Raw genomic sequence first — 13258 nt, 5'->3', positions numbered from 1 at the left:
TATTCCCGACATCAACTTAGGATTAATCAGAAATCCTCCGGAATTATTTCAGCGGGGATATTTGTCCGGCAATTTCCCGGCAATTCATGTATGATGCCTGGCCAATTTAATTTCCTTGAGGATTAATGGCCGCCATGCGCGTAAAAGCATCCAACAGCAAAGCAAAACCAGCCCCAGCCGTTGAAACCAGCGAATCGATCAACGAACAGATTGCGGCGTTCCTGAAGTCCGGCGGCGAGATCCAGAAGATTGCCAAAGGCGTCAGCGGCCAGACTGCCGCCCCGTCCCGGCAGATCAGCCTGGGCAAGAAATAATCCCCCGCCCCCCCTCCTGGTCCCTACGCGCTTTGAGCCTCAAAGCGCTAGGACTGGACACTCCCCCCTTCCTCCCCCCTTCCTCCCCCCTTCCTCCCCCCAAACCGCTCCACAACGACGCCCACCTCAACGGCAGCGCTGGTTCGCCTATTCTGGACATAACGCGCAATGCGAGCGCCTGCTCACCGTCAAGGCCGAGCCCGGGTTGCATTGAGCGACTGAACGGCCGGAAGCCTTCCGGGTTCAGATAAGTACCCCATGCCTTCGCCAGGATTCGCCATGTCGCGCCGGTTGCAACGCCTCACCCTGTTAGTGCTACTGAGCCTGGTGCTGACCGCCTGCAACCGGGTCGGCCTGGCGTATCGCAACCTCGATGTGATCATTCCCTGGACGCTCAACGACTACCTGGAAATGAACCGCGAGCAGAAAATCTGGTTCAACCAGCGCCTCAAGGAACACCTGGCCTGGCACTGCAGCACGCAATTGCCCGGCTATCTGGACTGGCTCGACCGCGTGCAGCAGATGGTCGAGCGCAATCAGGTCAGCGATGCCGCGCTGCAAGAGCACATCCGCGAGGGCAAACAGGCAATCGCTCAGGTCGCCCGGGCGATCGCGCCTTCGGCCATCGAGTTGCTGCGCGGCCTGGACGATAAACAGGTCGCGGAAATGAAGGCCGCCTTTGCCAAGGACCTGCGCGAACGCCAGAACAAATACGTCAAGCCGCCCCTGGAGCAGCAGATCAAGCTGCGCGGCGAGCGCATGGAAAAACGCCTGACGACCTGGCTCGGCCCCCTCAGCCCCGAGCAAACCCAGCGGGTGGCGGACTGGTCGAGAAGCCTCGGCGAACAGAACCGCCTGTGGATCGCCAACCGCGCCAACTGGCAGGCGTATTTCACGGCCGCCCTGGAACAACGCCGGAGCAGCGACTTCGGCCCCCGCATCGAACGCCTGCTGGTCGATCGCGAAAGCCTGTGGAGCCCGGATTATCGCCAGGCCTATGCCAATACCGAACAGGCGGTGCGCAGCCTGCTGGTGGACCTGATGGCCGAAAGCACGCCAGGCCAGCGTGAACATTTGCGCAACAAGATCCAGGGCGTGCGCGGTGAGTTCGAGGCCTTGAAATGCATGAAGGCCGCCCGCCTGGAATAACCCCGGGCGGTTTTCGCCAGGGCGTTCGCCCCTGTACCTCCCGATAAAAGCCCCTTTGCTCGAGCAGACGCACGACCGTTGGGCGGGACCGCCGGGCGGCTGTCGATTTGCCCGCGGACGAAACGACTAGCCTGTGTAGGCACTGTCGCCCCGCCCCCTAGCCGCAGGAGAAGACGTCATGCACCTCAACGATCATCCGGTCGTATCCCGGGAACAATGGATACAGGCCCGCAAGCAGCACCTGATTCACGAAAAGGCCTTCACCCGCCAGCGCGACCAGCTCAGCGCCGAGCGCCGCGCCCTGCCCTGGGTGAAAATCGACAAGCCATACCGCTTCCAGGGCCCGCAGGGCGAACTGAGCCTGGCCGAACTGTTCGGCGGTCGCAGCCAACTGGTGGTCTACCACTTCATGTTCGCCGAAGGCTGGGACGAGGGTTGCCCGGGCTGTTCCTTCCTGGCCGATCACTTCGATGGCGCCAACCAGCACCTGGCCCACCACGACATCGCGCTGGTGGCGGTGTCCCACGCACCGTTCGCCGAGTTCCAGGCGTTCAAGCGGCGCATGGGCTGGAAGTTCGACTGGGTCTCGTCCGCTGGCAACGATTTCAACTACGACTTCGGGGTCTGCGCCCGGGCCGACGAGGTCGCCGCCGGCACCGCCACCTACAACTACGAAAAAACCGACGGCGCCGAAGAAGAGCTGCCCGGCCTCAGCGTGTTGTACCGCAACGATGCTGGCGAGATCTTCCACACCTACTCCACCTACGCCCGAGGCCTGGACCTGCTGGTGGGGGCCTACAACTTCCTGGACTTGACGCCCAAGGGGCGCAACGAAGAGGAGATCATGGAATGGGTCCGGCACCATGATCGTTATGACGACAAGCCTGCCGCCAGTTGCTGTCACGGCGCTGCCTGAGCCCAGCTGCGATCGCGAGCAGGCTCGTACCCACAAGGCCGGGTGTGTTCGCCCGGCCCGCAAAAAAACCGGCCAGCCCTGGCCCGTCCCCGGCTAAGCTTGTCTCATGACCCCTGCCTACCACAGCCTCCACGAATACACCCAACGCATGAACCGGGTGCTGGAGTATATCGACCACCACCTGGACCGGCCGCTGGAGCTGGCCGAACTCGCTCAGGTCGCCCATTTTTCGCCCTGGCATTTTCATCGGCTGTTCGCTGCCTGGGTCGGCGAAACCCTGGGCGACTACCTGCGCCGGCGGCGCCTGGCCTTTGCCGCCTACCACCTGGCCAGCCATCCCGAAGCCAGCATCCTGGACGTGGCCCTGGCCGTCGGCTTCAGCTCCGGAGAAGCCTTCTCCCGGGCCTTCAAGCAACATTTCTCGGTCTCCCCAAGCACCTGGCGCAGCACCGAACCCAAACGCTGGCACCGCCGTCTCAGCGATATCCGCGAACGGCGCCTGCGGGAATTGAGCAATCCTGATCAGACGCATATCCCGGCTTTCGACGATCCTGACGCCTTCATCCACCTCAAGGAGCTCACGATGAAGGTCACAATCAAGGAACTGCCACCGGTGCGCGTCGCCTACCTGCGTTATATCGGCCCCTACGGGCCGGGTATCGGCACCTTCTGGCGCCAGACCGTCTTCCCCTGGATGGTCGAGAACGGGCTGCCGGGCCGCGCGCGCTACGGCATCGGTCATGACGACCCCTACGTCACTCCGCCCGAGAAATGCCGCTACGACGCCTGCATCGAAGTCCCCGCCGACTTCAAGGCCCAGGCGCCCGCCGTCGTCACTACCCTGCCCGGCGGCCTCTACGCCACCACCCATTACCAGGGCAAAGGCCCCGATATCGCCGACGCCTGGACCGAACTGTGCCGCGACTGGCTGCCCAAAAGCGGTATGCAGCCCGACGCGCGACCAGCCTTCGAACAGTATCCGGTGGATGCCAGATACGATGCGCAGACCGGTGAGCTGGAGTGTGAGATCTGTTTTCCGGTGAGGGCCTTGTAAGTCGCGACGGAGCTGGGCGAAACGAAACGGGACAGCCAAGGCTGCCCCGTTTTTATTCCTCGAGCATGCTCTAGAGGCTGTCGCTGGTGGAGAACCCACCGCCCCCCGTCGACCGGGAGGAACTGAACGAGCTGCTGGAGCTTGAGCTACTGCTCGAGGAACGGCTTGGACGGCTGCTGGAATGACTGCTCGAGCTGCTGGAACCGCTGCTCCAAAGGCTCGGAGCCGGCCGGCTTGCGCGGCGATTGCTCTCCACCTCATTCGCCACCTGGGAGAGGGACAGCGCGTCCTGCATGAAGCCGGCCACCAACGCATCCAGATTCAGGCTTGCGGAATAGCTGTAGCTAATGCTGACGGACCCACCCGAAAGCAGATCGCGCTCAAGCTGCTTGGCCCTCCCATAGTCGTGCTCGGCATCCCGGCACTTCATCTCCAGGAACGGCACCCGCAGCCGCAGGTCATCGAGTTCAGCGCGTAATCCACCCAGCTTGCGCACCAGTTCGTCGTCCTGCGCCGTCGCTGTTTGTCTGGCCAGGCGCTCGAGCGTGGCATCGTCCATCTCGACCAGTTGCCGGGACAACAGCTCGGCCGCCTGGGCAAAGTGCTCGTCGCCCTTGGAGAGAAACAGCCCCAGGCGTTCATGAACGGCATTGGCCTGGGCCTTGCCAGCTTCCACGGCCTCGCGCTCCGTTTTCAGGCGCGCCTCCAGCACCGACAACAGGGTGCCCGCCAGGGCCTCCTGATACAGCCGCGCCAGCTCGGCCTCCTGGACGGCCCGCTGGCTGTCCCGTTGCCACTGGGCACCTTCGTTGGCTTCCTGCATGGCCAGCAGGCTCTGCTCGGTCGCACTGTTCTGCGGGAAATTGCACAGGCGGGCAATCCACCGATCCAGCTCTCGAAAGAACGTCCGGCCCACATAACGATCGGTGCCGTACCCACGGCCTTTCAGATAGAGGTACAGCGGTTCGTTCTGAAACACCTGAAGCTTGCCGCGGCACTCGTCACGCAGCTCCCGGTAAGACGCCGCCGCCTCGTCGCCCCGCTCGACGGCCTCGGCGAGGAGTGCGGCTTGCCGTTGGTACGCCGGATCCACCGTCAACTGCAGGTCGACATCCGCAATGAGGGCCTCGATTTCCTGGGAAACCGTCGACATCTCCTGCAGGTGCTTGGCCACCTCCGCCTCTGCCTGCGCCAATTGCTCACGCAACCCGGACTCGGTCCGCTCCCGCTGCTCCAGCAAGCGCTGGACCTCGCCCGACAGCCGAGCGCCACCGGCCAACTGCAGATTGGCGATCTGTGGAAACACGCCAGCGATCTGCTGTTGGAGGCGCAGCTCCTGCTCGTGGGCAGTGGACAACTCGAGCTGGAACCTGCGCAGTTCGGCCTCGTATCGCCGGGAGTTCTCGCCAAGGGACGCCATCATGCTGCTCGCGTTCATTACCACTCCAGGATGTAATCAGGTTTGGTTTTGACCGGCCCTTTGACGAAGGTGAAGGTCAGCGAATTGGCAGCCTTGCGGCCCATCAGGCGGTCGTCGACATGGCCATCCTGCAGCTTGTCCTGCTTGGCCGCCTGATAGGTGGCCTGACTGACGCGCACGCCAAAAATCGAGGCATAACGCCGTTCTCCGCTCTCGATGCTGGTGATGGGTACCGCCACCACATTGCCCGAGGCATCGCTGGCCTCGGTCAGCAGGTACCAGCTCTTGCCCCCAGTGGGATCGTAGTTGCGCTCGATCATCGACTTCTCGCCGGTACGGCTGACCACTTCCAGGGTCAAGGGTGTGGCCGCGACGGCTCGCAGTCGTTCGACCTCTTGCAGGCCATGCTCGGCCGCCGCCGTATTCAGCCCCAAGACAGCCTCATTCACCGCTGCCAACAGGGGTTGAAACTGAACCAAGTCCTCTGCGCTCAAGCCCATCTTGCGGACCCCGTTCTGTGCATCCTGCAAGCGGGTGAGATAGGGGCTGATCATGTCGATTCGGGAGATCAGGGCGCCCAGTTTATCGACCGCCGTCCGCGCCGCCGGTACACCTTGGGTGTCGGCATGGTCCAGCGCGGATCGCGCATCGCCAGCCTGGGTCATCAATTCTGGGAAGGTACTGCTGAGTGAGGTGTACGGGGCAGAGGCCAGCAGCTCTCTCAATTTCGCCGCAGCCGCCAGGAGCTGCGACAGGTCATTCAACCCAGCCTCGATAGCCTGGAGATCAGCAGTGCCCTGTTGCAAGTTCTTGTTCGCCTGGTCGACCAGTGCAAGGTCATTTTTCCGGCTCTCGGCGGAGACCTTCGACGGGAGCGTGATCCGCATCAGGCCACGCACCTGATCCAGCCGTTCTCTAGCCAGCTCGAACAGGCGCTCTGCCGCCGGCACATTTGCCGCGAACATATCGGCCTCAAGCGCGGTCAGCCGACTTTGCAGTTGTCCAAGCTGCACAGCCTCACTTTGTGCAAGCTCCTGGGCCCGGTTGACCTTATTCTGGGCAAGGCTGGTCTTCATCCCGCCCAAAAAACTCGACGAGAAAGAAAAGCCGAATACCACCACCCCGCTCAGGACAAAAGCGACGGACGCAGGTCCGAGCCATTTACCGCGACTGATGTAGAACTCAGCCAGCAGTCTTGACCAGAAGCCGAGCGGTGGGGGCTGGTAGGCAAAACGGGCCGCAAAGAAAGTGCGCACCCCCTCCTCGACCAGGGCATCCTCGACCTCGATCCCCCGGGAGCGGTAGTACTCGCGAATCCGCTCGGCCACCAACAGCCGGTGCCGGGGCAGGTCCAGGTGTTTCTGCACCTCGGCCTGGCTGTGCCTCAGCTCGTCGATCAGAGCCATGGCCCCCATCTGTTCGGTGAGGGAAACCTGGCTCACCTCAGAGCCCCTTTTGCAGGAGTGCGCTGAAGCGACGCTTGCTGTCCTCGGTGATCGACTCGATCTCGGCGGCCGCCGAAGCGGACTCTTTGCGCAGCTCCTGGATCAGGCTCAGGCTGCTGGCCTGGAAGTCGACCACGGCTTCGGCCAGGGCCTTGACCGAACTGACCTTCAGGTTGGTCCCATAGCCTGCTTTCAACGCGGCCTCGAGCTGCTCCCCGCCCACCTTGGCCTGGGCCTCGAGGCTGGAGTTGATGCCGTCGTTCATGGCATTGAGGGTCTGGGTGACCTCGGCCAGCCCGCCGGACGACGTGAAGCCCGCCGCCAGCCCGGTGAGCACGATTTCATTGGTGGCGAAAAAACTCACGGCGCGCTGGTAGAGGCGCTCCTTCACCGAGTGGTACTGGCTCAAGCGCGCGAACACCAGCTCCGCCGCGTTGTAGCCTGCCTTCAGTTGATCGGCGATGTCGGTGATGATCTGGTAGCGCTTGTCTTCGTCCTGCAGATCGCGCAGCGCCACATCCCGCGCCAGCTCCAGCTTCACCCGCTCGGCCGCCTCCAGCTCGGCCACCTCCAGCGCCGCGCCGGCGTCCGCCAGGGTCTTGCGCCCCGCGTCCAGCTGCGCCTGGGCCACCTTCTGCACCTCACAGGCATCGACCTCGGCCGACTTCATGGCCAGGCGATAATCCTGGTACGCCTCCAGGATCAGGGTTTCCAGCTGGATCTGCTCATTGGCCGACTTGGCCACCGCCAGGTAGTTCTTGCGAATGTCCTCGAAACGATCCGGAATCGAGCCGCGGCGCATATTCAGCCAGGCCAGCTGGATACGCTCGGAGAACTGCAGCTTGCCGTCGGCCATCCACTCCATCATCTGCTGCGCATCGGTCTGGATCGAATCGAAACTGGCGGCGATATCGGCATAACGGGTGCTGATATCCATGCTCTGCAACTTGTCGCGCACCGAAGCGTTGAACACCGTGGACTGCTGCAGGGTCGCAGCGATATGGGTCACCCGGTTGGCGTCGTACACCGACACCTTGTCCAGCAGCGCCAACACGGGCACCTCCTGGACGGGAAAGTCGATACCGACCGAGCGGAGGGCGGACATGGAGCGTTCGAGGTAGTTCATAAGCGTATTCCCAGTGTGGAACCTTGGTTCAAAGGCTCCATCATCCTTTGACAGGTGAATAGGCGAAGGGGCTTCCACCCCTCGGAATCGGGTACAGACAAGAACAGCGAAAGCACCGCGAAAGAGGCGATGCCGTCTGGAAATCAGGAGGCTATGCGCACCCAGCCCGCACAGGGCGTTACCCGGGACAGACCGCAGCCGGAACCGCTGAAACAGCCGCCACAAGCCCTGCCGAGCGGATGCGCGCGCCGCATGGTAACAGAGCTTGAGACTGAAAGTTTCCGGTTGGATCCAACACTTTTAGCAAAGTGCCAGTATTGCCTGGAGCCATTCGCGGGAAGCTCTGTTCTGGAAAGTGGACGGGGCTTTTAAGTGGGGATTGGAGCTGCCTGCCAAGCCGACAGCGTCCTGCTGGACTAATCAGAAAAGCCCTACAGCCTGCAGTGCGCTTCCCTTATTTCTGCCTACCACAAGTCTATTCAGATGCCCCCCTACCTATTTAGCCAAGACCTCTCGCAGTTTAACTTCCAATTTTTTAGCCACAAGCAACGTCTCAGGTTCCTCACTCAGCAAGTGTTTACCCTTAACAAGAACAGACAAGAGTCCTTGAGCTAAAAACTCACTATCAAACCAGTAATTCGTTGGCAAATCATTAATCAAAGCCAGCAATTCACCATCATCAAAAAAGCCTGAGAGCAGGTCTTGGGAAAGAACATCAATAGCAACTGGCAGTAACTCCAACAAGAATAAGCCCTGCCTCAAAGCCCGACATAGATCTTCAAGCTCAAGTTCCTCAATAGGTATATCGCGAACGGACAAGTACCACTGAGTCAAGGACGAAGGTTCACTTTCCGACTCCCACTTAGTTCCCATACCGGCTGCTATTGAACGAAATGTCTTGCTCATATCCCCACTCCCTTCAGATAGACCTTGCTTCGCTCTGGTGTAAAGGTGCTTTTCAGCGGGCCGCAACGATAGGTATCTCCGACGCCCCTATCATACGAATATCCCGACACCTCAAAAGGCTTATCAGCATCGGCCTGTACTTCCAACTGTGGGAAGCGTTTAACCATGGCACTGTTAGCCACTTCGTTGAGATTGGCGATCCAGTCGAACACCTTACCCCGGCCTGAATCCACCACGGTCCCCAGCACCTCCATTCGTTGGTCAGAATCTGTCGCACGACGGACCGAGAACTCTACTGGAAATATATAGCCTGATGCTTTCATGAGTACTTTGAGTGGCCCCATCAGCCCTATCCAAAAATAGGGTCCCACAGCACACGTTTAGCATATGCCCGGGCCTCATCCTCAGAATCGAAACCCATGACTTCACACTCGTCATTCAACAGCATTTCCTTCCAGGAAACCGATTCATCCTCAAAAGCCTCGAGCAATTCTTTTTCAACCTCCCCTCTCTTACCTGCGTTATCAACCGCCTCCTTATAAAGGTCAATCGCCATGACCTCTGAAAATCCAAAATCAGCAGAAAAAACAGTCTTCAAAAAACAACTCAAATTTACATACTTCATAGCACTACCTATGGTTTGGGTGCAGGAAAAATGGAAATGGTTTCCTATACGTTGTTTTCAGGGTTTAACATGCCCCCTCAATACGCCTCAAATTATCCACCTTTTCCAGAGTCTCAAAAGTATCTGAACTCTGACAAGGTTGCCTGATCCGTAGATACACCAAGATCAACACCAAGGTCTCCAGTGTCCGCCACAGTGCCCCTTACTACATTTCTCCCAGGCTCTCATGCGATTGTCCTTTGCAAAGCCTCGTTGGCTCGCACCGTTTGATCCACGAACACTAACAAATCATCGCTATGAAAAGCTGACGAGAGTGGCAGGACGGAAGGCCCTGCATTTGCATCCGGCTTAATTGCCGACTCTGCACGATAAATCAGCTCCCCCTCCGTAACGCTTCCTCCATGCACCGATACTCCATGAGCATTGTCGATTGATACCCAAACACCTATCGACCTGCGGCACGACGCAGCGGCCTATCGCATTCGTGCAGTGACTCATCTACTGGAAAGTTTTGCAGAACCTAAAAATTGGAATCGACCCTGTAGTCCTTCAGGAGATAACATTGGTCTACACCATATTGTTGCACAGCAGATGTGTGACAACATGACGATTGCAAGAACAGCTAGTGTTCTAAACAGAAGCAGGTGACTTGACAGTCGCTCGCTTGATTTCATAAGGAGAAACCATGCATACAACCGGTTCAGAAATACCCCTGCGCCAAATAAGAGCGGTTTACGACGCAACGACCATTCGCGTCTACCAAGCCTATTCAGACACCATTGCTGACTCCGCGTTAGCCCATGGAACATTCGTTTCTCCGCCATTCAAGATGGAGCGCATGACCTGGATTAAGCCCTCTTTCCTGTGGATGATGTATCGCGCAGGCTGGGGTTTTAAGGACGCGGGCCAGAAGCGCATCCTGGCCATCGACATCAGCAGAGAGGGCTTTGAATGGGCTTTGGCAAATGGATGCTTGAGTCATGCCGACGGCTCGATCAATAAGGAGGAGTGGCTGAAACTGAAAGACAGATCACCGGTACGAATTCAATGGGATCCGGAAAGGGATTTGTACTTGCGACCGCAGGAACACAGAGCGATTCAAATCGGCCTCAGCAAAGAGGCTGTGGAGCTGTACGTCAACCAGTGGATAAAACGAATTACTGATATCACCCCATTGGCACACTCGATATACGAACTAGTTCAAGAGGGCGAATTGGATAAAGCCTACAGCCAGATGCCACAAGAAAAAGAATATCTGCCAAAGCTCCAGCCATGACCGCTCCCCCCACAAAAGTTCTGCGCCCCATAGCCCTCACTTTATACGCCCCACATAGAGCCCCCGTGCCTACCCCAGACAAGGCGTCACGAACACTTGCAACGGACGCTTATGGGCATTCATGGTTTTTCCTTATCGACCTACTCGCGCCTCAATACACGACTGACGAAACCGACTGGCACACTTGAGCGAGTAGCAGGGCCAACAGCTAAAGGAAAAGAGTCGTGACAATAGCCGAATACAGCCTGTAGTCGCTCAACCACAGGAATGGTGCGGCCTACAGCCAAAACTGTAGTCTTCACGCCCATATCAGCCCTTATTAGCGTTACTTCTATCGTTAACGACATTGGGATTATAGGGGCCGCCATCAACCGTCGGCTTCCCACCACTAAAGTCTTTTCTAGGCAGCCGACCATGAAAATTATTAGGTAGCTTACCAACATCGGCCTTTAATGCTTCAAGTACTCTGCCCCATTCACTCGGAACCAAATTCTCACCAAGATACTCATTCAATGCACTAGCTGTTCTTTTATTGAGAGTATTACCCTCTGCTTGCAAAACACCAGGGACTCGGTCAGACGCACCTACGCGGGAGGAACAGGTACTGTTTCTCTAAAACTGTTAGAGAAACACCTTTCGTTCCTTCCAAAATCGCCTGCCTCTTTTTGCACCTTGCCACTCTTAATAGCTTTTGGAGGCTCAGTTATCTGCACGCCAGACGACTAGTTCCTCAACATACTTAAGCTTATCCAATATAAAACCAGAAAAATCCGTCGACAACACTTTAAATCCATCTTCCTCAGAACTGATCTCCACCACCGACCAATTATTCCTAGAGTCAAAAGCATATAGCGCATCACTTGAATTACCAGCAAACACGTACATACCCTCATACCCTTCTATTTCTCTACCAGATATAGAAGAATACTTTACTGGACCGTCATCCACATAAAACGCAGCGTCTAGCTCACCGAATCCAAAATCTGCAAGAAACTCCAGATAATCAGCAGGCACGCCTTTTCGGTCCGAATCGTCGACACCGCTCAGTATGGCATCAACATTAGATATACAGTCACCATAGTCCCCTTCATAAAGCTCAGCGGATATTATTACGTCTATAAGCTTTCGCATTTCTACTGAATTTTTCACAGTTATCTACCAAATAATTTTTCTGCTGGACCGTCTGCTCTATGGATGCCGCCCTGATGCTCTACACCTCGCATCGCAGGTGTAATGTTCCACCATTCAGCCTTATCACCAAATTTATTCTCTATCACATGATGAGCATCGTAACTTCTGATTTTCACATTTGTAGTGGTCAACTAATCCCGGACACGACGTTAAGTTTGTTCTCAGCCTGAGCTGGGGCCAGCCCACCGTTGAATTGGTGGGGCCGGATCCAGTTGTACCTATGCATCAGGTAATGACTGATGTCCCGGTGCGCTTCTTGAGCCGTCATGTAGCCCACGGCCGGTATCCATAGCTGAAGCCTCACATCGAGAACCAGTCATTCTTCAGGAGCGATATTGGTCTGCACCATCCTGCTACGCGATGGGTGTGACTTGATGGATGTGATAACACGACGACTGCAGAAACAGGCAGTAGATCAATGCCCGAACCGGCCATTTCATCCCTGAAACTTTTTAATAGCGCTGTGCCAGTAATCAGGTCCTGATTGCCGGAAATGCTTAACCACTTCCCGTAAACCTTGATCTTGTCGACGGCACTTTGAGCCTCCAAGAACTCTTTCCCGAACTGCACCAACTGCTGCGTCGCCAACCAGTTGTTGTCGACGTTCGCTATCGCCGCGTTAGTCGCCGCAGCCACACCGTTCGGGTTGCTCATCGCGGCGATGCCAGTCACCACCGAGGCGATGATATTGCGTTTCGCTTCACGCTCTTCGTTAGTTTCGTTCGGGCTGGTTTCGGTAAACGACCCAGCCAGCACGCTGCTAGCGGAGCCGCCCACCTTGGCCTGGACTTGTCCGCCCGTGACTACAGCACCTTTGAGATTGGTGTCGCTGCCACTTTCAAGCCGTACTGTCTGCCCGGCCTTGATCGAAGCATTGGTTTGTGTAACGTCATCGCCGTTAGAATTCCCACGGCTCTTGTTGGTGGCAAGATCCAACGAGAATCCGTTTTGTGGTCCGCCGAAGCTGAAACCGATCCCTGCGCTCCAGCCACTATTTGATGCTTGCGCGCCAGTTGGCAGAACAATATTGGTGGCAGTACCACGCGAGTTATCAACCAACCACCTTTTTAATTCGACAACACCCTTAAGCGAACTCCAAGGAACTTCGTAAAAAATCTAGACATTTACCGCACACCACTATATGGATCGCCAACAGTATCCCCAAACTCAGCTATTGCAGCTCTAATCTCAGCAGCGACTTCGAGCGATAAGTTATCAGCGTCCTGAGTAGAAAAAAACTCAAACACACCTACAAGACCAAGCCTTGCAGTAATAGCAATGACATCTTCAGCAACTGCCAAATCACCACCATCCCACAGCGATACTAAAATACCCTCTATTTTCTTTCTTAAAGAATCACATAAAACTGTATACGTATGCCATTGGCGATCAGAAAGCTCAAGAATTATTCTTAAAGAGTCAGTCTTATTACACTTAACACGAGAAAAACCCTCGAGAAACTCACGAAACTCAAGATACAACTCTTCACTAGACATAGAGTCTGGTAGAGAACAGTAATACAAAAAATTCTTCATTCTTAAAAGTCCACTGGAATGTGAGTAACATTTGAGGGTTTTCTGTACAGCTTGCCATCTTGCCCCAGCAATCCGCCTAGTTCACCAGGTTGTTGCCGGCCAGCAGATCCAGACGGTTGTTGGCTTAGGTCAGGGCCGCGACCTGCTCGGAGGTCAGCGAGGTGCCGACCGCCAGGTTGAGCTTCTGCTTACACCCAGGCAGATGAACTCATTCACAGATGCATCTCACCGGACTAATCAGAAAAGCCCTACAGCCCAGAGTGCACTCACCTTATTCCTGCCAACAACAAGTGCGGCTTAC

12 protein-coding genes and 3 pseudogenes are annotated in these 13258 nt (G+C 56.9%); 5 read left to right on the top strand and 10 right to left on the bottom strand.

The window, feature by feature from the left end; all coding sequences use genetic code 11:
- The first annotated feature begins 125 nt into the window (after positions 1–125).
- The 4 genes from ACQKQA_RS09100 (at position 126) to ACQKQA_RS09085 (ending at position 3433) form a co-directional block, all read left to right on the top strand.
- Entirely contained in the window at positions 126–314 is a 189-nt protein-coding gene (locus ACQKQA_RS09100) for a hypothetical protein (RefSeq protein ID WP_427555757.1), read from the top strand.
- Positions 315–593: 279 nt separating this feature from the next.
- Complete coding sequence (locus ACQKQA_RS09095; RefSeq protein WP_427555754.1) at positions 594–1463, top strand: DUF6279 family lipoprotein; 870 nt, start codon at positions 594–596, stop codon at positions 1461–1463.
- 178 nt (positions 1464–1641) lie between these two features.
- Positions 1642–2379, top strand: a complete 738-nt coding sequence (locus tag ACQKQA_RS09090; protein ID WP_427555752.1) for a DUF899 domain-containing protein — start codon at positions 1642–1644, stop codon at positions 2377–2379.
- Between the two features lie 106 nt (positions 2380–2485).
- Positions 2486–3433 carry an AraC family transcriptional regulator gene (locus ACQKQA_RS09085; protein WP_427555749.1) on the top strand — a complete coding sequence of 316 codons (948 nt, stop codon included), beginning with the start codon at positions 2486–2488 and terminating at the stop codon, positions 3431–3433.
- Positions 3434–3503: 70 nt separating this feature from the next.
- Here ACQKQA_RS09085 and ACQKQA_RS09080 read toward each other — a convergent pair whose 3' ends face one another.
- From ACQKQA_RS09080 to ACQKQA_RS09055, 6 genes and pseudogenes are all read right to left on the bottom strand, one after another.
- Positions 3504–4871 (bottom strand): hypothetical protein, encoded by a 1368-nt coding sequence (locus ACQKQA_RS09080; protein WP_427555747.1) that lies wholly within the window; start codon positions 4869–4871, stop codon positions 3504–3506.
- The gene (locus ACQKQA_RS09075; protein WP_427555745.1) at positions 4871–6295 is read right to left on the bottom strand and encodes a DUF6384 family protein; all 1425 of its coding nucleotides are present in this window, start codon (positions 6293–6295) and stop codon (positions 4871–4873) included. The genes ACQKQA_RS09080 and ACQKQA_RS09075 overlap by 1 nt, the downstream gene beginning before the upstream one ends.
- A gap of 1 nt (position 6296) precedes the next feature.
- Entirely contained in the window at positions 6297–7424 is a 1128-nt protein-coding gene (locus tag ACQKQA_RS09070; RefSeq protein ID WP_427555742.1) for a merozoite surface protein 3b, read from the bottom strand.
- A 495-nt stretch (positions 7425–7919) separates the two neighbouring features.
- Positions 7920–8330 (bottom strand): contact-dependent growth inhibition system immunity protein, encoded by a 411-nt coding sequence (locus ACQKQA_RS09065; protein ID WP_427555740.1) that lies wholly within the window; start codon positions 8328–8330, stop codon positions 7920–7922.
- A gap of 14 nt (positions 8331–8344) precedes the next feature.
- Positions 8345–8662, bottom strand: a pseudogene (locus ACQKQA_RS09060) (hypothetical protein); the annotation flags it as partial.
- Between the two features lie 17 nt (positions 8663–8679).
- Positions 8680–8955: a hypothetical protein gene (locus tag ACQKQA_RS09055; RefSeq protein WP_427555738.1), complete on the bottom strand. Its 276-nt coding sequence runs from the start codon at positions 8953–8955 to the stop codon at positions 8680–8682.
- A gap of 685 nt (positions 8956–9640) precedes the next feature.
- On the opposite strand from ACQKQA_RS09055, the gene ACQKQA_RS09050 reads away from it, so the two are divergent.
- Complete coding sequence (locus ACQKQA_RS09050) at positions 9641–10231, top strand: DUF4291 domain-containing protein (protein WP_427555735.1); 591 nt, start codon at positions 9641–9643, stop codon at positions 10229–10231.
- Between the two features lie 699 nt (positions 10232–10930).
- Here ACQKQA_RS09050 and ACQKQA_RS09045 read toward each other — a convergent pair.
- The 4 genes and pseudogenes from ACQKQA_RS09045 to ACQKQA_RS09030 form a co-directional block, all read right to left on the bottom strand.
- A complete protein-coding gene (locus tag ACQKQA_RS09045; RefSeq protein ID WP_427555732.1) occupies positions 10931–11380 on the bottom strand; it encodes an SMI1/KNR4 family protein in 450 nt (149 codons plus the stop codon).
- Between the two features lie 169 nt (positions 11381–11549).
- Positions 11550–11711 (bottom strand): annotated as a pseudogene (locus tag ACQKQA_RS09040) (IS3 family transposase); the annotation flags it as partial.
- A gap of 488 nt (positions 11712–12199) precedes the next feature.
- Positions 12200–12481 (bottom strand): annotated as a pseudogene (locus tag ACQKQA_RS09035) (hemagglutinin repeat-containing protein); the annotation flags it as partial.
- 65 nt (positions 12482–12546) lie between these two features.
- Positions 12547–12957 (bottom strand): hypothetical protein, encoded by a 411-nt coding sequence (locus ACQKQA_RS09030; protein WP_427555729.1) that lies wholly within the window; start codon positions 12955–12957, stop codon positions 12547–12549.
- Between the last annotated feature and the right edge of the window lie 301 nt (positions 12958–13258).

The sequence above is a fragment of the Pseudomonas sp. NPDC089530 genome (genome assembly GCF_050280705.1).
In the GTDB taxonomy this organism is placed as follows: Bacteria; Pseudomonadota; Gammaproteobacteria; order Pseudomonadales; family Pseudomonadaceae; genus Aquipseudomonas.
This window is presented reverse-complemented; position numbering and strand designations above follow the sequence as displayed.